Raw genomic sequence first — 18,426 nt, forward strand, 5'->3', positions numbered from 1 at the left:
TTTCTTGCCGTCAGCGGCTGCTGGTGTGAACTGCTTGTCGTTCTGTCGCGGCAAAATGCCGTTCCAGTCCATCCAGCAGCAGCCGGGTCTTGGTGGGGTGCAAGCTGCGATTGGGCACCAGCGCATAGGTTTTCAACGGCGGCAGGGTCCAGTCGCCAAGTATGCTTTGCAACTGTCCGGCCGCCAGCGCCGCAGCGGCAAAATTGCGCGACACCAGGCATACACCGCGCCCGGCAATGGCCGCTTGCAAGCGCAGCCCGGCATTGGCTGTTTGCAGATGCAAGCCCTGTTGCAGTGTGAATTCAGTGCCATCCGCATGCAGCAAGCGCCAAGGCAGGGCGCTGGCTGCACCCAGCAGCGGCCAGCCTTGCAGTTCAGAAGGATGTTGTGGCCGGCCACGTGCGGCCAGCAAGGACGGTGCGGCAAACAGGCCCTGTTGCAAGGTGTACAGGCGCTTGCCCAGCAGGCTGGAATCCGGCAGCGGGTGGCTGGTCATGACGAAACTCAGGTCATGCCCGCTGCTGAGCGGGTCGGTCTGATTACTGATGACATCCACCTCGATGTGCAAGTCAGGATGTGCCTGCATGATGTCGCACAGCACCGGGCTCAGGTGCAGGCTGGCGAACTCGTAAGGCGCGGCAATGCGCAAGGTGCCGCTGAGTGGTGCCTCGGCCAGGCCTTGCAGGTGGTCGGCCACATCTTCCAGCCGGGCAAACAGCGGGCTGATTTCCTCCAGTAAATGAAAGCCGGCCTCGGTGAGTCGCAGGCGACGGGTGCTGCGTTCCAGCAAGCGTGATCCCAGCTTCTGTTCCAGTCGTGTCAAGGCGGTGCTGACTGTTGATTTGGGCAGTTGCAGTCGTTCTGCCGCCCGACTGAAACTGCCCAGCTGCGCGACACAGCTGAATAGATACCAGTCATTCCAATCATTTGTACGTGGCATTGAATAATGATTTCAATTTTGACGGTTTATTCAAAATAACATGGTCTTTATAGTCAGCGCGATCCATCCCAGTCCAAAGCCTCCAGTCGAATGAATGCCTATCCCGTGCTGTTGCAAGCCCACCCCGAGTGCCGCCCCTGGCAGGTAAGACTGTTTGGCCTGACGCTGGGTCTGGTGACCGGGGCGGACTTTGTCGCCGTCAGCATGATGGGGGTGGCGGGAGGAGCCATTCAGGGTGGTGTGGCAGCGGCACCGCAAGAATACTTGTGGGTGCTTACCAGCTTTGCCGTGGGCGCGGTGCTGGTCAATCTGTTGCTGGGCCGCTTTGCCACCCTGATCAGTTACCGGCGTTATACCGAGTGGGCCTTGCTGCTGTTCATGGCGGGCAGTGTGGGCTGTGCGCTGGCGGAAGGAATCACCAGCCTGGCGGTGGCGCGCCTGTTTCAGGGCCTGGGTGGTGGCGGGCTGTTTACGGCCTCGCGCATCCTGCTGCAACTGGTGGCGCAGCCCAGGGAGCGCAAGCCGCTGATGTATGGCTTCTTGCTTGGCTTGTTCAGCTTGTCCGGAATCTCCCCGTGGCTCTCGGCCCTGCTGGTGGAAGATTGGGGCTGGCAGGCCATTTTCTGGTTGCAGGCCGGTTTTGTCCCGCTGTTATTGCTACTGGTACAGATCAGCTATCCCCGGCATGCCGGTGCGCCCACCCGTGCCCAGGCCGGGGAACTGGACTGGTTGGCCGTGGCGGCGCTGGGGCTGGGGGCCTTGCTGGTATTACATACGCTGGAAGATCTGCGCTTTTTGCGCTTTAGCGCCCGTCCCGGCATGTGGCTGGCCTTGCTGGCTGGTGTGGCCTTGCTGTTGCTGGCCTGGCGACGCCTCCATACCCACCCGGACCCCTGGTTGCAACTGCATGCCGTATTGCGACGGCGTTATCTGATGGGGCTGGCTTTTTATGCGCTTTATTACCTGTGCAACGGGATTTGGTCTTACCTGTTGTCAGCCATGCTGCAACACGGGCTGGGTTTCGACTTTGTCACCACCGGCTGGGCCATGAGCATGGGCAGCCTGGTGACGGTGGTGATGGCCTTGTCCTATTTGTATGCCAGTCGCTGGCTGACACGGCGTCACCATGTGCTGGCGCTGGGTTTTGGCCTGCTATTGCTCTGCTGTATGTGGCTGTCACACGTAGCCATGCCGGGCGCAGCACTGGCCAGCGTACTGCCGGCCATCCTGCTGCATGGGCTGGTGCCGGTGCTATCGGTATTGCAGATTGCAGCCATGACCTATGCCGAAGTGCAGGCAGAGGATTTTGCCCATGCCTATCAGCTGAAAAACATCCTGCGTGAACTGGCCATGGCCATGGGAACCGGTTTGGCAGCCTTGCAATTGCAAGCGGGAGAGGCGGTGGCCCGCATGAGCTTGCTGGACCGTCTGGACGCCCTCAGCCTGAGGCAATGGGGAATGGGGCTGGACCTGCCTGATCTTGCGCGATTGTCAGCTCAGGTGACGCAGCAGGCGGTACTGATTGCCTGCGACCACGCCTTGCTGAGTTTGGCCATGTTGGCAGGACTGGCCATGGTGATGGCGCTGTGGCAAAGGGATTTGCGCTGATGCAGGGCAGTAAATGCAGACACCCCGCCAAGGCGGGGTGTTTGCGTGGATATCAGGGGCGAATCGGACCGGTCAGGCGGGTAAGGGTGTCGTCCTTGACAAAGCGGTGGTGCCAGACTGCCGCTGCAGCATGGAAAATGGCCAGCCACAGCAACAGGTTGCCCAGCGCTTCGTGAATTTCTTTCAGGTTGTGCGCGGTTTCCTTGCCCAGCGAGAAGAACACCGGCAGCGTGCTACCCAGGAAAACCACGTCCTTGCCATTGCCCTGCACAATGGCGATGCCCAGTATCGGCAGAGCCAGCATCAGTGCATACAGCAACCAGTGTGCCGCGTGAGCCAGCAGCATGGCGGCCGGCTGCGGCGCCGGTGTGATGTCAGGTACGCGGTTGGCCAGTCGCCACAGCAGGCGCGGCAGGAACAGCAACAGCACGATGATGCCAGCCTGGAAATGGCCGGACTTCAGGAAGTCACGCAGCGGGCTGCCCTTGGGTGCAATATCCTTGAATTCGATGAAAACCAGTGCGGCAATCACTGCCAGTGCACTCAGCCAGTGCAGGGCACGTGCCAGACGGCCATAACTGTGTTGTGAATTTTTCAGCATGATGCTTCCTTTTTTCAGTGGGCATGCCCGAATCAATCTGTGTGCATGTTACGCCGTATTTATTAAATCAGACTTAATCATCGTCAGCAGTAGGGTGATGTAATGACTGGGCCTGGCGGATCACCGCGCATTTGTCTGCGGCTTGCCAGCCTTCGGGTTTCAGAATCTTGCCATCGGCACGACGCACTACCTTGCCATCAATCTGTTTGCGCAGATTGGCCTGATGAATGGCCTCGGTCATGGCTTCCAGCGGCATGCCCTGCGACAGCAGCAGCCCGGTCAGCACATTCAGCACGTCCACGCCTTCTGCAGTCAGCTCTGCCATGCGGCGTACTTGTTCCTGCTGGTCGCAGCCGGCCAGCTGTTTGAATTCCTGCAAGGCGTGCAGGAATTCAGCCATTTCTTCGTGCAGCATGGTTTCCCACATGGCCAGGGTGTTTGCTTGCAGTCCGGGTTGATTTGCGGCGGGAAGGTCGAAACGCTGCATGAATTCACGGCGGATGGCGTAGAGGTTGGTCATCTTGTTGTGTCTGTAATTTTAAAAATATCTATATATTGTGTTTCTTGTCCGGATTTGGCAATGAAAAAGCCCGCAAGGCGGGCATCAGATTGTTGGCAAACTCCCTCTCGCTTTCTGAAAAGAAAGCGAGGCTCCCATCTTCAATTGGCAAGGCAAGGGCGGGGGGATTGGGAATAGATGGGAAAGCTGAGAAATCAATAACTTGGTCTGAAGGCCCGGCTTTGCCGGGTCCTGTGCAATCGAAGCAGATTACTTTGTCAGCAGCCTGACGCCCGCAAAGCGGGCGTTGGCATTGTGGCGAGTCCCATGTGGCCTGCAGCAAGTGAAGCCGGGGCCGGGAGGATGAATTAGCCGTGCAGGGTGGCCAGCACCTCGAAATAGTCCGGGAAGGTTTTGGCAACGCATTTGGGGTCGTTGATGACGACCGGCACACCCAGCAGGGAAACCAGCGAGAAGCACATGGCCATGCGGTGATCGTCGTAAGTGTCGATCTCGGCGTCGGCCAGCAGCTGTGCGGGCGGGGTGATGCGGATGTAGTCCTGACCTTCTTCAACGGTGGCTCCCAGCTTGCGCAGCTCGGTGGCCATGGCCGACAGCCGGTCGGTTTCCTTCACGCGCCAGCTTTCGATATTGCGCAAAGTGGTGGTGCCATCGGCAGCCAGTGCGGCCACGGCAATGGTCATGGCGGCGTCCGGAATGTGGTTCAGGTCGGCATCAATGGCCTTGAGCTTGCCAGTGGCAACTGCCTCGATCCAGTTGTCGCCCATGGTAATGGCCACGCCCATCTGGCGCAGGGTGTCGGCAAACTTCACATCGCCCTGGATGCTCTGATTACCCACGCCTTCCACCCGTACCGGGCCACCCGCCAGCGCACCCGCAGCAAGGAAGTAGGACGCGCTGGAAGCATCACCTTCAACATGCACTTCACCCGGAGAGATATAGTGCTGGCCGCCCGGAATGACAAAACGTTGCCAGCCCTGACGTTCCACCTGTACGCCAAAGCGTGCCATCAGGTTGAGGGTGATCTCGATATAGGGTTTGGAAATCAGTTCGCCTACCACCTCGATGGTGGTGGTTTCACCGGTCAGAGGCAGCGCCATCAAGAGGGCGGTCAGAAACTGGCTGGAGACATTGCCCTTGACCGGAATGACTTCCCCGGCGCGCAGGCTGGCCGGACGAATGGTCAGCGGCGGATAGCCCGGCTGCCCCTGGTAGCTGATGTCGGCACCGGCAATGCGCAGTGCATCCACCAGGTCGCCAATCGGGCGTTCGTGCATGCGGGCCACGCCGGACAGCTGATAATGGCCTTGCATCAGTGCCAGTGCGGCAGTCAGCGGCCGAAAAGCCGTGCCGGCATTGCCCAGGAACAGGTCGGCACTCTTGACCGGAAACTCGCCGCCCACGCCTTGCACACGGAAGTCACGGCTGTCGCCGATCTGTTCCACCTGCACGCCCAGCAAGCCCAGGGCTGCCAGCATGTGGCGGATGTCATCCGAATCCAGCAGGTCGCGCACCAGCGTGCTGCCGCTGGACAGTGCTGCCAGCAGCAAGGTGCGGTTGGAGATGCTTTTGGAGCCGGGGAGCTTGATGGTGCCGGCAAGGTGCGGTGTCGGAGTGAGGCGGAGCTGTTCCATGGCGGTGCGTCGTGTCTCTAGTAGTGTCTGGGTAAGTTGTCCGGGTCTTGTCATCACGCACCCTGCCTGCAGGCAGTAGTGTGCGTTGCAGCCCACCACTCTAAAGGGCAGCGGGGTAACGTGCAAACTACAATCATGGCCGTTGGCGGCATTTTTTATCTATTCCGGCCAGAAAATCCGCCCGAAACCGTTCCTGAGTCGGGGGGGCTGCGGTAAAATCAGCATTTTGGCCATGCGCGCCTGTCGCGGCCTGCCTTGCGGATGCAAACCAAACCCATGTCTGTTCCTGTCATTACCATTGACGGCCCCTCTGCTTCCGGCAAGGGAACTGTCGCCGCCATCGTCGCCCAACGCCTGGGTTTCCACTATCTTGATTCCGGTTCCCTGTACCGCCTGCTTGCCCTGCATGCGCGCAAGCTGGGAGTGAACTGGGACGATGAAACGGCGCTGGCCCGCCTGGCTGCCGGTTTGCCTGCTGCATTCGAGCAAGGCGTGGTGTTGCTGGATGGCAACGATGTCAGTGCGGAAATTCGTGCCGAGGAAATCGGCATTGGCGCTTCCAAGGTGGCTGCGCTGCCGGCAGTACGTGCCGCCCTGTTGCAGCGCCAGCGTGATTTTGGCGTGGCGCCGGGCCTGGTGACGGACGGTCGCGACATGGGTTCGGTGGTGTTCCCGCAAGCCGCCGTCAAGATTTTCCTGACCGCCAGCGCGGACGAACGTGCAAGGCGCCGCTATAAGCAGTTGATCGGCAAGGGAGAATCTGCTAACCTCCCACAGATTAAGCAGGACATTATCGATCGGGACACGCGTGACGCAGCCCGGCCGGTAGCGCCGCTGCGACAAGAGCCGGACGCCTTTCTGCTCGACACCACGGAGCTCACCATCGACCAGGCGGTTGATACAGTGCTTCGCCACTTCGGGCAGTACCAGGCCTCCGGCATATGATTTTTTAAAGGGGCAATTCCTGCTGCATTGCAAGATGCGCCCTGTGTTCAACCCTAACCCCGCACGCCGCAAGGTGTGCACCGAGAGTAAGCTTGATGACTACCCTCTCCATGGAAAACTTTGCCCAGCTGTTCGAAGAAAGCCTGACCCTTCACGACATGCGCGTGGGCGAGGTGATCACTGCCGAAGTCGTTGCAGTTGATTCCAACTTCGTAACTGTAAATGCCGGCCTGAAGTCCGAATCCCTGATTCCGGCCGAAGAATTCAAGAACGACGAAGGCGTTGTTGAAGTTGCTGTTGGCGACTTCGTGACTGTTGCCATCGACGCACTGGAAAACGGTTTTGGCGAAACCAAGCTGTCCCGTGAAAAAGCCAAGCGTCTGGCTGCATGGGTTGAGCTGGAAGAAGCGCTGGAAACCGGCAAGATCCTGTCCGGCCTGATCTCTGGCAAGGTCAAGGGTGGCCTGACCGTTATGGTCAATGGCATCCGCGCCTTCCTGCCGGGTTCCCTGGTTGACGTACGTCCGGTGAAAGACACCACCCCGTACGAAAACAAGAACATCGAATTCAAGGTTATCAAGCTGGATCGCAAGCGCAACAACGTGGTTGTTTCGCGTCGTTCCGTTCTGGAAGAAACCCTGGGCGAAGAGCGCAAGGCTCTGCTGGAAACCCTGAAAGAGGGCGCCGTTATCAAGGGTATCGTCAAGAACATCACCGACTACGGTGCGTTTGTTGACCTGGGCGGCATCGACGGCCTGCTGCACATCACCGACCTGGCATGGCGTCGTGTGAAGCACCCGTCCGAAGTTCTGGCTGTTGGCGACGAAGTAGAAGCCAAGGTCCTGAAGTTCGACCAGGAGAAGAACCGTGTATCCCTGGGTCTGAAGCAACTGGGCGAAGATCCGTGGGTTGGTCTGTCCCGTCGCTACCCGGCCAGCACCCGTCTGTTCGGCAAGGTAACCAACCTGACCGACTACGGCGCGTTCGTTGAAATCGAACAAGGCATCGAAGGCCTGGTACACGTGTCCGAAATGGACTGGACCAACAAGAACGTACACCCGTCCAAGGTAGTTCAGGTTGGTGACGAAGTTGAAGTCATGATCCTGGAAATCGACGAAGACCGTCGTCGTATCTCCCTGGGCATGAAGCAGTGCCTGGCCAACCCGTGGAACGAGTTTGCCGACAACTTCCACAAGGGCGACAAGCTGAAGGGCGCGATCAAGTCCATCACCGACTTCGGTGTGTTCGTTGGTCTGCCGGGCGGCATCGACGGCCTGGTTCACCTGTCCGACCTGTCCTGGAACGAAGCTGGCGAAGAAGCCGTACGCAAGTTCAAGAAGGGTGACGAAGTTGAAGCCGTTGTTCTGTCCATCGACGTGGAAAAAGAACGCATCTCCCTGGGCATCAAGCAACTGGAAGGTGATCCGTTCAACAACTACGTTGCCATGAATGACAAGGGCGCCATCGTCAAGGGCACCGTGAAGACTGTTGATGCCAAGGGCGCTGTTGTTGCTCTGGACATGGACGTTGAAGGTTACCTGCGTGCTTCCGAGCTGTCCCGTGACCGCGTGGAAGATGCCCGTACCCTGCTGAAGGATGGCGACGAAGTGGAAGCCGTGATCATTGCCGTGGATCGCAAGTCCCGCAATATCAGCCTGTCCATCAAGGCCAAGGATGCTCAGGAAGACAGCACCGCCATGAAGAACCTGTCGGTTGACAGCGCTTCTGCCGGTACGACCAACCTGGGTGCTCTGCTGAAGGCCAAGCTGTCCGGCTCCAACGAGTAATTGCATCATGACCAAGTCTGAGCTGATCGCGCGGCTGGCAGAACGTCTTGCCGAGCGCAATTCTCAGTTGGTCTACAAAGATGCTGAGCTGGCCGTCAAAACCATTCTGGATGCGATGGCCAGCAACCTGGCACAGGGTAGCCGTATTGAAATCCGTGGCTTTGGTAGCTTCGACCTGAACTACCGTCCGCCCCGCGTAGGGCGGAACCCGAAATCAGGTAGCAGTGTCTCGGTTCCTGAGAAATATGTGCCGCATTTCAAGGCCGGCAAGGAATTGCGTGAACGGGTAGATCTGTCCCTTCTGGAGCAGACCCAGGCCTGAACGCCATGACCGCTGGTCTCGCAAGCCGAAACAAAGCGCCGCTTCTGCGGCGCTTTTTCTTTGTTTGACCATCCTCTTGCTTGGGTTGCAGCACACTATCGTTTAAACTTGCACTCCGGTCACCCCTTCCGAGTAAAAAGCATGCGCTACATCGTGCGTATCATCGAATTGGCCCTGCTGGTTTTTCTGATTGCCGTCACCGTGCAGAACAGCCACATGGTCGAATTCAAGCTGTTTTTCGGCCAATCCTGGTCGGCACCGCTTATCGTGTTCCTGCTGGTGTTCTTTATTGCCGGTGCAGCTGTCGGTTTGCTGGCCACATTTTCCTATTATCTGCGCATGCGCAAAGAGCTTTCCTTGCTCAAGAAAGAGCTGCGCAGTCGCCCCCCTTCCAGCAAGGTTGCAGTTGATCCCAGCGATGCCCTGGCTGATTGATTAGGCCTGCCTCTACTGACGCCGCGGTGCGCATGGCACGCGGCGCAGAATCTTACCCCTGTTGAAGGAAGCTTTCTTTGGAACTGGATCTGTGGTGGCTGTTGCTGCTCCCGGCATTTTTCGGGCTGGGCTGGCTGGCAGCACGGGTGGATATGCGCACCGTATTGAAACAGGCAAAGTCGGTCCCTACCGGCTTTTTCCGTGGTCTGGATGCCCTGGTGGATGACAAGACCGATATTGCAGCACAGTCTTTGGCCGAGGTGTCCCGGCAGCAAGGCTCTGCCCCCGAATTACAACTTACCCTGGGCAAGCTGTACCGCAAGCGTGGTGAAAACGACCGTGCCATCCGCTTGCACCAGCGCATGCTGGAGTCGTCTGATCTGCCCGCCGAACAGCGCGACATCGTGCGTAACGAACTGGCGCAGGATTTTCGCAAGGCCGGCCTTGTGGACCGGGCCGAAGAAATCTTGCTGAAACTGTTGAACGGCAATATGACCCTGGCGGCACGCCGTCAACTGCTGGATATCTACCAACAGGACAGGGACTGGTACAAGGCGATTGAAACCGCCAGGGAACTACGCAGCGATGCACATTCCTTCCAGCATGAAGTGGCGCAGTTTTATTGTGAGTTGGCACAGGGCGAGTTGTACCGCTCCAATTACCTTGCCGCCCGTGAACTGGTGGCCGAGGCCATGCAGGTCAATCGCAAATGTGTGCGCGCCAGTCTGATCCTGGGCGATATCGAGTTTGCCGAAGGCAAAATCGAAGCTGCGATTGCGGCATGGCAACATATTGAAAAACAGAATGCGGAATACTTGTCGATGGCGGCAGAGCGTCTGTTTGACGCTTATGAAAAGCTGGACAAGCCGCAGGAAGGCATAGCGCTGTTGCAGGGTTACCAGAAAACCTTCCCGCAACTGGAAATGACCGACTTGCTGTACCAGAAACTGTCGGCCTACGAAGGTGAAGAGCGCGCGCTGGAAGTGGCACGCCAGGCCGTGCATGCCCGCCCCAGCCTGATGGGTGTCTATCGCTTGATCGAAGCACAGATGGACGAGCTGTCACCAGAGGGGCGCATGGACGCTGAAGTGGCGCGTGCCCTGATTCAGAAGCATGCAGCGCGGCTGACCGTACACCGCTGCAAATGTTGCAATTTCCGCTCGCGGGCCTTCTTCTGGCATTGCCCCGCCTGCGGCGAGTGGGAAAGCTTCACGCCCAACCGCTCGGAAACCCATTGAGAAAATATTCAGGAGAAAGAATGAATCCGCTAATTGCCGCCGGTATGGATCTGGAACCGGCATCTCCTGTGGTAGTGGCGCTGGATTTTGCCGATGCGCCGTCGGCCCTTGAATTTGCAGCCCGTCTGGACCCGCAGCAATGCAGGCTCAAAGTAGGCAAGGAGCTGTTTACTGCTTCGGGCCGCAATCTGGTGGAAAGCCTGGCTGCCCGTGGTTTCCAGGTATTTCTTGATTTGAAATTCCACGACATTCCCAATACCGTGGCGCACGCTTGCAAAGTGGCGGCGGATGCCGGTGTCTGGATGGTGAATGTGCATGCCTCCGGCGGTCGCCGCATGATGGAAGCCGCCCGTGAAGGGCTGGCCCATTACAGCCAGCGTCCCCTGCTGATTGCAGTGACGGTGCTGACCAGCATGGAAGCAGCTGATCTGGTGGATATCGGCATCACCGCTTCGCCGCAGGAGCACGTATTGCGTCTGGCTACGCTGACCCGTGATTGTGGTCTGGATGGTGTGGTGTGCTCGGCACAGGAAGCGCCCATGCTCAAGTCGGCACTGGGGCAGGACTTCAAGCTGATCACCCCGGGCATCCGTCTGGCCGACAGCGCCGCTGATGACCAGCGCCGGGTGATGACGCCGGTAGCCGCCTTGCAGGCCGGGGCTGATTATCTGGTGATCGGCCGCCCGATCACCCGTGCGGATGCGCCGCTGGAAGTACTGCGCAAGATCAATGCCGATATCGCTAACTACCGGGCTACGCTGTCATGAAAATGACCGTTGTTGGCTCCGGCTATCTTGGCCTGGTTAACACTGCCTGGCTGGCTGGAATCGGTAATCCGCCGCAAGCGCCGGTGATTCTGGCTGGCTGCAATATGTATGACCCCGCCTGGCTGCGCGAGCTGGGCTTCGACTATCAGGCGATAGGACGCTGAAGAGCATGAATCTGTTGCAACAACTTGGACTGGATCGCAGCAAGCTGGCTGCTGACCTTGCTGGTGCCCGCGTATTGGTGGTGGGGGACGTGATGCTGGACCGTTACTGGTTTGGCGATGTGTCACGCATTTCACCGGAAGCGCCGGTGCCGGTGGCGCGTATCGGCCGCATGGAAGAGCGTGCCGGTGGCGCTGCCAATGTGGCGCGCAATATCGCCAGCCTGGGCGGCAAGGCTTCCATTTTGTCCGTGGTTGGCGATGACGAGGCGGCTACTGCACTGGAACGGCTGATGAAGGACGATGGCATAACCACGCTGTTCAAACGGGATGCGGCCATCTCCACCACCATCAAGCTACGGGTGGTGGCGCGCCAGCAGCAGTTGATCCGGCTGGATTTTGAAGATGCACCCAGCCATGAAATCCTGGCTGACAAGCTGGAACAATACCAATCGGTACTGGCCAGCCACGACGTGGTTATCCTGTCCGATTACGGCAAGGGTGGCCTCACCCATGTGGCGCGCATGATCGAACTGGCACGTGCTGCCGGCAAACCCGTGCTGATCGACCCCAAGGGCGATGACTATGCCAAGTATGCCGGTGCTACCTTGCTGACTCCCAATCGCAGCGAGTTCAAGGAAGTGGCAGGCAGCTGGCAGAACGAAGAGCAGCTGATTGCCAAGGCGCAGGCACTACGCAGCCAGCTGCAGCTGGATGCACTGCTGGTGACCCGCAGCGAAGAAGGCATGACTTTGTTCCGCGCTGATGGCGCCTTGCACCAGCCTACCTTCGCCCGCGAAGTATTCGATGTCTCCGGTGCCGGCGATACGGTCATCGGCACCCTGGGCCTGGCCATGGCCGCCGGTCTGCCCCTGCCGACCGCCATGAGCCTGGCCAATGCCGCTGCCGGCATCGTGGTGGGCAAGCTGGGTACCGCCGTTTGTACCCAGCAGGAGCTGTTTGCCAGCTGATTGGCACGACACCGCATCATGCAGCCGGATGACAGGAGTGATCCCTGCCGGCTGCAAACAGAAAAAGGATGAATCATGACTATCGTGGTGACCGGCGCAGCCGGCTTTATTGGTTCCAATATCGTCAAGGCGCTGAATGCGCGTGGCATTACCGACATCATTGCGGTAGACAATCTCACGTCGGGCGACAAGTTCCGCAACCTGGTGGACTGCGAAATCTCCCATTACCTGGACAAGCATGATTTCCTGAATCTGCTGCTGGAAGGCGAGTACGAGGGCGAGATCAGCGCCATCCTGCATCAGGGGGCCTGTTCCGACACCATGAATCACGACGGCAAGTACATGATGGAAAACAACTATCAGTACACGCTGGCCTTGTTCGATTACTGCCAGCACGAGGAAATCCAGTTCCTGTTTGCCTCCAGTGCGGCCACCTATGGCAAGGGCACCATCTTCAAGGAAGAGCGCCAGTACGAAGGCCCGCTCAATGTCTACGGCTATTCCAAGTTCCTGTTCGACCAGGTGCTGCGCCAGCGCATGAAAGAAGGCCTGTCGGCCCAGGCGGTGGGATTCCGCTATTTCAATGTCTACGGCCCGCAAGAGCAGCACAAGGGACGCATGGCCTCGGTAGCCTTCCACAACTTCAACCAGTACCGCGAACACGGCAAGGTCAAGCTGTTCGGCAGCAATGACGGCTGGGGCAATGGCATGCAAAGCCGGGACTTTGTTTCGGTGGAAGATGTGGTCAAGGTCAACCTGTATTTCCTGGACAATCCGGGCAAGAGCGGTATCTTCAACCTGGGTTCCGGTCGCGCCCAACCGTTCAATGACGTTGCGGTGTCCACCGTCAATGCCTGCCGTCGCCACGAAGGCAAGCCGGCACTGAGCCTGGACGAACTGGTAGCCCAGGGCATCATCGAGTACATCGACTTCCCGGAAGCACTGAAGGGCAAATACCAGAGCTTTACCCAGGCCGATATCGGCAAGCTGCGCGATGCCGGTTACAGCGCGCCCATGCTGACGGTAGAGCAGGGCGTTGATCGTTACGTAGACTGGCTGATCAGCCGCTAAGGCTTGTTCACCCTGCCAAAACCGCCATGCCATGCGCTGGCGGTTTTTTCATGCCCGCTGCGAGCAGGCTGGAAATGGTTATTTGATTAGAAATAACGATTCGACTGGAAGGTGGCTGCAGGCCGTATAATGGCGCTCTCGCAAGGAGACCCACTGTGTACAAGTATCTGGAAGATTTCGTCGGTCACACTCCGCTGGTACGGCTCAAGCGCATGCCGGGTGACAGCAGCAATATCGTGTTGCTCAAGCTGGAAGGCAACAACCCGGCCGGATCGGTCAAGGACAGGCCAGCACTGTCGATGATCCGTCGGGCCGAGGCGCGCGGCGATATCAAACCGGGTGACACGCTGATCGAGCCGACCAGTGGCAACACCGGTATTGCACTTGCCATGGCCGCGGCGATGATGGGCTACAAGATGATCCTGCTGATGCCCGAGGGTTCCAGTGCCGAGCGGGTGCAAACCATGCGTGCCTATGGTGCCGAAGTCATCCTGACGTCCAAGGAAGCCTCCATGCCCGGTGCCATTGACGAGGCGCACCGCATGCAGCGTGCCGGGCTGGGCGTCATCCTCGACCAGTTTGCCAATCCGGATAACCCGCTGGCACATTACGAGAGCACCGGTCCGGAAATCTGGGCCGATACCCAGGGGCAGGTCACGCACTTTGTCTCCAGCATGGGCACCACCGGCACCATCATGGGTAACAGCCGCTTTCTCAAGGAAAAGAATCCGGCCATCCAGATTATCGGCGTGCAGCCGGAAACCGGCAGCCAGATTCCCGGCATCCGCAAATGGGAAGATGAATACCTGCCCAGGATCTGTGATTTCAGCCGTATCGATCAGCTGATTCATGTGTCGCAGCAAGAGGCAGAAGACACCGCGCGGCGACTGGCTCGCGAAGAAGGCATTCTGGCCGGCCCGTCCTCTGGCGGGGCGCTGGCAGTAGCGTTGCGGCTGAACCAGCAACTGGAAAATGCAGTCATCGTTTCCATCGTCTGCGATCGGGGCGACCGCTACCTGTCGACCGGCCTGTTTCCGCTGTAAGGCGAACATCTCCACAAGAAAAGCCGTTTCCATCGGGAAACGGCTTTTTTTCTGCGTGGTGGTTTAGCGATGAATATCGTGGGTCACGCAGGGGTTGGCGGCATCCGGCATATCCAGCCAGCCAGGGCGCTGCAAGCTGTTGCGGATGTCCTGATAGCCGCTGTGCCAGTGCTGGCGCATGGTTTGCATGCCAAACTGATAGTCCTTGTAGTGATCGTCGTAAACCTTGTCCTGATAGATCAGATGGATGATATTCAGCCGCTGGCTACCGGCGGCACGCCGCGCAGCCTGGAATATTTCTTTGTCGTGATGCTCGGCCGGAACCAGCTTCATCAGCTCGGACAGCATTTCGCGAACGTGCAGTTCATGGCGCAGCACATCGGTCGTCATCCGGGTGCGACTGGAGTACTGAATGTCTTTCTGCCGCATGGCCACCTCCTTCATGTTGTGGGGCAGATCGCCACGTGCGCTCCACAGGTCCACCTGGAATGCCAGGATATTGCTGTGCTCGTCTGCATCAAACAGCTGCCCCAGCGGAGTATTGGATACCACGCCGCCATCCCAGTAGAACTCGCCGTCGATTTCCACCGCGGGAAATCCTGGTGGCAATGCGCCCGAGGCCATGAAGTGTTCTGCGCGCAGCGTGTGCCGCGTATTGTCGAAGCACACAAAGTTGCCGGAACGTACATTGACCGCGCCCACTGACACCCGCATCTGTCGGCTGTCATTCAGCCGATCAAAATCCACCAGTTGTTCCAGCGTCTGCTTGAGCGGTCTGGTGTCGTAAAAGCTGACCTCTGCCGGGCTGCAATTCGGGTGAAAACGCCAGGGCAGGCGCGGACGATAAAACCCGTTCTGACCTTCCAGCAGCGAGCGCCAGGCTTCCCAGCCGGCCAGCATGTGTTGCATCGGGTCTGGCCATTGGCTGGTATCCAGATGACTCAGTGGCGAGGAGGGCAGCAATGGTGGCTGGCAGATGGTTTCCCAGAAGCGCCGGAGCTGATCTACCCGTTTGTCTGGCGGATTGCCGGCAATGATGGCGGCGTTAAGTGCGCCAATGGAAATGCCCGCAACCCAGTTGGGATGCAGGTCGGCCTCTGCCAGGCCCTGGTAAACCCCGGGCTGATAAGAACCAAGAGCGCCGCCCCCTTGCAGCAGCAAGGCCACTACTTGGTATTGATGACCTCGGGGCAGGCTGTGACTGCGATAAAGCGGAAGATGTGCTTGGCGGGAAACACCCATGCCATGACTCCTGTATCGATTTGCGTACGGTTCCGGGGCGGTGGTGCTGCAATGCAAGACCAGCCTGCACCGGATGGTGCAGGCTGGCGATGTGGCCCAGCGCTTGTTGCTGCTGGGGCCGGACTTACTGCATGTACCAGCCGTGGCTCACCACAAAGGACTGGCCGGTCAGTGCTGCGCTGGGGAAGGCCGCCAGGTACAGCGCGGTTTGCGCGATATCGTCTACCGTGGTGAACACCCCATCGACAGTGTCACCCAGCATCACGTGCTTGATGACTTCCTCTTCGGAGATGCCCAAGGTCCTGGCTTGTTCCGGAATCTGCTTTTCCACCAGTGGAGTACGGACAAAGCCGGGGCAGATGACGTGCGAGCGCACATTGTATTCCGCCCCTTCCTTGGCCAGCACCTTGCTCAGGCCCAGCAGCGCATGTTTGGCGGCGACATAGGCCGACTTGAGCTTGGAGCCTTCGTGCGAGTGCACCGAGCCCATGTAAATGACAGTGCCGCCGCGCTTGTCCTTGTACATGTGGGAGAGGGCGGCCTTGGTGGTGAGGAAGGCACCGTCCACATGAATGGCTTGCAGGCGTTTCCAGTCGGCAAAGCTGAAGTCCACCAGCGGGCTGATGATCTGGATGCCGGCGTTGGAAATGAGAATGTCCAGCTGGCCAAAGGCATCCACTACCGCCTGGGTGCCTGCATTGACGGCTTCTTCATTGGTGACATCCATCGCCACGCCTATGGCCTTGCCGCCTGCGGCTTCAATTTCCTTTGCCGTGGCCTGTGCCGCTGCCAGATTGATGTCGGCAATGGCAACTGCAGCCCCTTCACGGGCGAAGGTTTCGGCGATGGCACGGCCAATACCGCTGGCGGCACCGGTAATCAGGGCAACTTTTCCTTGCAGCTTCATGAGACTTCTCCTGTTTCAGGCCAGATAATCAAATTCGACTTTACCAAGACCCAGTGTCAGGTCGGCAACATAATGCTTGGCACCCAGTATCTCCAGTACCGGCAAATCATGCACCGGGGCCAGGGCATGGGGGAAGAGTGACAGTGCGGCAGGGCCAGTCCAGGCACCGTGCACTTGCACATCCAGCATGGGGAAGCTGACCAGCTCGCAAATGCGCGCGGTGCCGTCAACATGCGGGATGATTTTCAGCAAATAGTTGGGTGTGGTGCGCAGGCTTTCGGCAATGGCATCACGGTCCAGTTCCCGGTGCTTGTAACCCATGCTGCCGGTGGCGATACGCACCGGGCCGTAATCCAGCTCACCCACCAGGGTGTCGGTATGCACTTTCAGGCGAGGATTGGCCATTTTCTTGGGAAAGCCCCACAGCTCACGTCCACCGGCCGTAGGTGGGTGATCATTCAGATACATGGCATGGGTGTAGTTGCCGCGCTGGCCCTGGTACAGGACCGGAATCACCTGCCCGCTTTCGGTGTAGTCACCAAAGCCGGTGGAATCCGGCATGCGGATGAACTCGAAATTGACCACTGGTTCGGCCATTTGCAGCGGGGCCGGAATCACTGCACGCAGCTTGTCCGGGTCGGTGCGGTAACTGATGATGAAGAATTCCCGCTGGTAAAAGCGATAAGGGCCAGGAGGGAAGGCCGGGCTGCTGATGGGCATGGCAAACGCCTGCTGGCGAATCTGTTCGATTTCCATTGAGGTCCCCATAGTGGTGGTGGGCGGATGAGGGCATGGTTCGCAGCTGAACCGTTGGCAAGAATGGGGTGGATGCGCAGTGTCTGCCAGATGACAGAGCTGATAGAAAGACTGGATTTTTCAGAGGAACGAGTACTGGCAGGTGTTGGCCATGCGCATGAGCGGATTGCTGTGGAATCGGGTTATCATGCTGGCTTCACTGTCAGATGGCCGGCACGCCGCATGGTCATCCCGCGTGGGCTGCTGCCTGCGCCATAACGCCAAGAACACAAGCACACACTATGTCTCAGCACACCTTTTCTCCCGATGGAACGGCGCTGACCAGCCCCAAGGCCTGGTATCAGGCAGCCAGTGAGAAGCCCGGTTTCATTCACGATGCCGCCCAGGCTGCCGCGATCGAACAGCTGGATGCATTGTGGCATCAACTGTTGGAATTCAAGGATAAGCGCAACCGCTTTCTCGGACGCAGCCTGCGTAGCCCGGATGTGCCGCGCGGCCTGTATTTCTGGGGTGGTGTGGGGCGCGGCAAGAGCTTTTTGATGGATGCCTTCTATGCCTGCGTGCCTTACCGTCGCAAGCGTCGTATCCATTTTCACAATTTCATGGCCGAGGTGCATCGCGAGCTGCGCGAGCTGGCCGGTAGCAAAGACCCTTTGCTGGCCTATGCCGACAAGATTGCCCGTGAGACCCGTCTGCTGTGTTTTGACGAATTCCATGTCAGCGACATTGCCGATGCGATGATGCTGGGCCGCCTGCTCAGTGCCTTGTTCGAGCGTGGCGTGGTGCTGGTCACCACCTCCAACTATCCGCCGGACGGCTTGTATCCCAATGGCCTGCAACGGCAGAACTTCCTGCCAACCATCGAGCTGATCAAGCGCGAGCTGGATGTACTGAACGTGGATGGTGGCAATGATTACCGCCTGCGCGAGCTGACACGTGAACCCTTGTTCATGGTGCCGGACGACGCGGCTGCCGAGGCGCGCATGGAAGGCATGTTCACCCGCCTGAGCAGTGAAGCATTGATTGCCAAACAGGAAATCGAAGTGCTGGGGCGGCAGATTCCGGTGAAAAAACTGGCACCGGGCATTATCTGGTTCGACTTTCTGGCCATTTGCGACGGTCCGCGTGCGCAGACCGACTATCTGGAAATCGCCACCGAATTCCATACCGTGTTCATCAGCGGCATTCCCAAACTGGCGGCCAAGGATGCCTCCATTGCCCGCCGCTTTACCTGGCTGGTGGATGTGTTCTACGACAACCGGGTGAAGCTGATTGCCTCGGCTGCGGTGCCAATCGACGATATTTACACCGACGGCGTGCAGGCCAGCGAGTTTTTCCGCACGGCCAGCCGGCTGACCGAGATGCAGTCCAAGAGTTATCTGGAACTGCCGCACCAGAGTGCCGGCCAGACGCACGACCAGCCGCCGCCGGGCGTGGTGATCTGACGCTTGTTCCGGTGTGCAAGGGCCAGACTTTGT

Annotated in this window: 19 protein-coding genes; 12 read left to right on the plus strand and 7 right to left on the minus strand. The window is 58.8% G+C overall.

What is annotated here, in order from left to right; genetic code table 11:
* Positions 1-10: 10 nt before the first annotated feature.
* Positions 11-940, minus strand: coding sequence for a LysR family transcriptional regulator (locus ACE3SE_RS07750; protein WP_374554439.1), 930 nt, complete (start codon positions 938-940; stop codon positions 11-13).
* A 90-nt stretch (positions 941-1,030) separates the two neighbouring features.
* On the opposite strand from ACE3SE_RS07750, the gene ACE3SE_RS07755 reads away from it, so the two are divergent.
* Positions 1,031-2,548, plus strand: a complete 1,518-nt coding sequence (locus tag ACE3SE_RS07755; protein ID WP_374554440.1) for an MFS transporter — start codon at positions 1,031-1,033, stop codon at positions 2,546-2,548.
* Positions 2,549-2,600: 52 nt separating this feature from the next.
* Here the strand turns inward: ACE3SE_RS07755 and ACE3SE_RS07760 are convergent, their stop codons facing one another.
* The 3 genes from ACE3SE_RS07760 to aroA all read right to left on the minus strand — a co-directional run bounded on the left by ACE3SE_RS07760 (position 2,601) and on the right by aroA (position 5,303).
* Positions 2,601-3,149, minus strand: a complete 549-nt coding sequence (locus ACE3SE_RS07760; protein WP_045846196.1) for a cytochrome b — start codon at positions 3,147-3,149, stop codon at positions 2,601-2,603.
* Positions 3,150-3,222: 73 nt separating this feature from the next.
* Positions 3,223-3,669 (minus strand): nucleoside triphosphate pyrophosphohydrolase family protein, encoded by a 447-nt coding sequence (locus tag ACE3SE_RS07765; RefSeq protein ID WP_045846197.1) that lies wholly within the window; start codon positions 3,667-3,669, stop codon positions 3,223-3,225.
* A gap of 347 nt (positions 3,670-4,016) precedes the next feature.
* Positions 4,017-5,303 carry a 3-phosphoshikimate 1-carboxyvinyltransferase gene (aroA, locus tag ACE3SE_RS07770; RefSeq protein ID WP_374554441.1) on the minus strand — a complete coding sequence of 429 codons (1,287 nt, stop codon included), beginning with the start codon at positions 5,301-5,303 and terminating at the stop codon, positions 4,017-4,019.
* A 276-nt stretch (positions 5,304-5,579) separates the two neighbouring features.
* On the opposite strand from aroA, the gene cmk reads away from it, so the two are divergent.
* The 10 genes from cmk (at position 5,580) to cysM (ending at position 14,043) form a co-directional block, all read left to right on the plus strand.
* Complete coding sequence (cmk, locus tag ACE3SE_RS07775) at positions 5,580-6,248, plus strand: (d)CMP kinase (RefSeq protein WP_062789501.1); 669 nt, start codon at positions 5,580-5,582, stop codon at positions 6,246-6,248.
* A gap of 110 nt (positions 6,249-6,358) precedes the next feature.
* On the plus strand, positions 6,359-8,035 hold the full coding sequence (gene rpsA / locus ACE3SE_RS07780; RefSeq protein ID WP_045846199.1) for a 30S ribosomal protein S1: 1,677 nt from the start codon (positions 6,359-6,361) through the stop codon (positions 8,033-8,035).
* Between the two features lie 7 nt (positions 8,036-8,042).
* Positions 8,043-8,357, plus strand: a complete 315-nt coding sequence (locus ACE3SE_RS07785) for an integration host factor subunit beta (protein WP_045846200.1) — start codon at positions 8,043-8,045, stop codon at positions 8,355-8,357.
* Between the two features lie 141 nt (positions 8,358-8,498).
* The gene (locus ACE3SE_RS07790; RefSeq protein WP_062789441.1) at positions 8,499-8,792 is read left to right on the plus strand and encodes a LapA family protein; all 294 of its coding nucleotides are present in this window, start codon (positions 8,499-8,501) and stop codon (positions 8,790-8,792) included.
* A 77-nt stretch (positions 8,793-8,869) separates the two neighbouring features.
* Positions 8,870-10,030 carry a lipopolysaccharide assembly protein LapB gene (gene lapB / locus ACE3SE_RS07795; RefSeq protein ID WP_062789443.1) on the plus strand — a complete coding sequence of 387 codons (1,161 nt, stop codon included), beginning with the start codon at positions 8,870-8,872 and terminating at the stop codon, positions 10,028-10,030.
* 20 nt (positions 10,031-10,050) lie between these two features.
* Positions 10,051-10,797, plus strand: a complete 747-nt coding sequence (gene pyrF, locus ACE3SE_RS07800) for an orotidine-5'-phosphate decarboxylase (protein ID WP_374554442.1) — start codon at positions 10,051-10,053, stop codon at positions 10,795-10,797.
* On the plus strand, positions 10,794-10,961 hold the full coding sequence (locus ACE3SE_RS07805) for a hypothetical protein (protein WP_374554444.1): 168 nt from the start codon (positions 10,794-10,796) through the stop codon (positions 10,959-10,961). The genes pyrF and ACE3SE_RS07805 overlap by 4 nt, the downstream gene beginning before the upstream one ends.
* 5 nt (positions 10,962-10,966) lie before the next feature.
* The gene (rfaE1, locus tag ACE3SE_RS07810; RefSeq protein ID WP_131358752.1) at positions 10,967-11,929 is read left to right on the plus strand and encodes a D-glycero-beta-D-manno-heptose-7-phosphate kinase; all 963 of its coding nucleotides are present in this window, start codon (positions 10,967-10,969) and stop codon (positions 11,927-11,929) included.
* 75 nt (positions 11,930-12,004) lie between these two features.
* Positions 12,005-13,000, plus strand: a complete 996-nt coding sequence (gene rfaD, locus ACE3SE_RS07815; protein ID WP_374554446.1) for an ADP-glyceromanno-heptose 6-epimerase — start codon at positions 12,005-12,007, stop codon at positions 12,998-13,000.
* 155 nt (positions 13,001-13,155) lie between these two features.
* A complete protein-coding gene (gene cysM / locus ACE3SE_RS07820) occupies positions 13,156-14,043 on the plus strand; it encodes a cysteine synthase CysM (protein ID WP_374554448.1) in 888 nt (295 codons plus the stop codon).
* A gap of 63 nt (positions 14,044-14,106) precedes the next feature.
* Here the strand turns inward: cysM and ACE3SE_RS07825 are convergent, their stop codons facing one another.
* The 3 genes from ACE3SE_RS07825 to ACE3SE_RS07835 all read right to left on the minus strand — a co-directional run bounded on the left by ACE3SE_RS07825 (position 14,107) and on the right by ACE3SE_RS07835 (position 16,948).
* Positions 14,107-15,285, minus strand: coding sequence for a DUF3734 domain-containing protein (locus tag ACE3SE_RS07825; RefSeq protein WP_374554450.1), 1,179 nt, complete (start codon positions 15,283-15,285; stop codon positions 14,107-14,109).
* 124 nt (positions 15,286-15,409) lie between these two features.
* Entirely contained in the window at positions 15,410-16,192 is a 783-nt protein-coding gene (locus tag ACE3SE_RS07830; RefSeq protein WP_374554452.1) for a 3-hydroxybutyrate dehydrogenase, read from the minus strand.
* A gap of 15 nt (positions 16,193-16,207) precedes the next feature.
* Positions 16,208-16,948, minus strand: a complete 741-nt coding sequence (locus ACE3SE_RS07835) for an acetoacetate decarboxylase (protein ID WP_374554454.1) — start codon at positions 16,946-16,948, stop codon at positions 16,208-16,210.
* Between the two features lie 281 nt (positions 16,949-17,229).
* On the opposite strand from ACE3SE_RS07835, the gene zapE reads away from it, so the two are divergent.
* Entirely contained in the window at positions 17,230-18,393 is a 1,164-nt protein-coding gene (gene zapE / locus ACE3SE_RS07840; RefSeq protein WP_374554455.1) for a cell division protein ZapE, read from the plus strand.
* The last annotated feature ends 33 nt before the right edge of the window (positions 18,394-18,426 follow it).

Origin of the sequence: Aquitalea pelogenes, from assembly GCF_041914625.1 — a bacterium.
Classification (GTDB): Bacteria; Pseudomonadota; Gammaproteobacteria; order Burkholderiales; family Chromobacteriaceae; genus Aquitalea; species Aquitalea pelogenes.

Excerpts from the sequence above, each read along its gene's own strand:
- ACE3SE_RS07750 (WP_374554439.1), bottom strand. The coding sequence starts at position 940 with ATGCCACGTACAAATGATTGGAATGACTGGTATCTATTCAGCTGTGTC.
- ACE3SE_RS07755 (WP_374554440.1), top strand. The coding sequence starts at position 1,031 with ATGAATGCCTATCCCGTGCTGTTGCAAGCCCACCCCGAGTGCCGCCCC.
- ACE3SE_RS07760 (WP_045846196.1), bottom strand. The coding sequence starts at position 3,149 with ATGCTGAAAAATTCACAACACAGTTATGGCCGTCTGGCACGTGCCCTG.
- ACE3SE_RS07765 (WP_045846197.1), bottom strand. The coding sequence starts at position 3,669 with ATGACCAACCTCTACGCCATCCGCCGTGAATTCATGCAGCGTTTCGAC.
- aroA (WP_374554441.1), bottom strand. The coding sequence starts at position 5,303 with ATGGAACAGCTCCGCCTCACTCCGACACCGCACCTTGCCGGCACCATC.
- cmk (WP_062789501.1), top strand. The coding sequence starts at position 5,580 with ATGTCTGTTCCTGTCATTACCATTGACGGCCCCTCTGCTTCCGGCAAG.
- rpsA (WP_045846199.1), top strand. The coding sequence starts at position 6,359 with ATGGAAAACTTTGCCCAGCTGTTCGAAGAAAGCCTGACCCTTCACGAC.
- ACE3SE_RS07785 (WP_045846200.1), top strand. The coding sequence starts at position 8,043 with ATGACCAAGTCTGAGCTGATCGCGCGGCTGGCAGAACGTCTTGCCGAG.
- ACE3SE_RS07790 (WP_062789441.1), top strand. The coding sequence starts at position 8,499 with ATGCGCTACATCGTGCGTATCATCGAATTGGCCCTGCTGGTTTTTCTG.
- pyrF (WP_374554442.1), top strand. The coding sequence starts at position 10,051 with ATGAATCCGCTAATTGCCGCCGGTATGGATCTGGAACCGGCATCTCCT.
- ACE3SE_RS07805 (WP_374554444.1), top strand. The coding sequence starts at position 10,794 with ATGAAAATGACCGTTGTTGGCTCCGGCTATCTTGGCCTGGTTAACACT.
- rfaE1 (WP_131358752.1), top strand. The coding sequence starts at position 10,967 with ATGAATCTGTTGCAACAACTTGGACTGGATCGCAGCAAGCTGGCTGCT.
- rfaD (WP_374554446.1), top strand. The coding sequence starts at position 12,005 with ATGACTATCGTGGTGACCGGCGCAGCCGGCTTTATTGGTTCCAATATC.
- ACE3SE_RS07825 (WP_374554450.1), bottom strand. The coding sequence starts at position 15,285 with ATGGGTGTTTCCCGCCAAGCACATCTTCCGCTTTATCGCAGTCACAGC.
- ACE3SE_RS07830 (WP_374554452.1), bottom strand. The coding sequence starts at position 16,192 with ATGAAGCTGCAAGGAAAAGTTGCCCTGATTACCGGTGCCGCCAGCGGT.
- ACE3SE_RS07835 (WP_374554454.1), bottom strand. The coding sequence starts at position 16,948 with ATGGAAATCGAACAGATTCGCCAGCAGGCGTTTGCCATGCCCATCAGC.
- zapE (WP_374554455.1), top strand. The coding sequence starts at position 17,230 with ATGTCTCAGCACACCTTTTCTCCCGATGGAACGGCGCTGACCAGCCCC.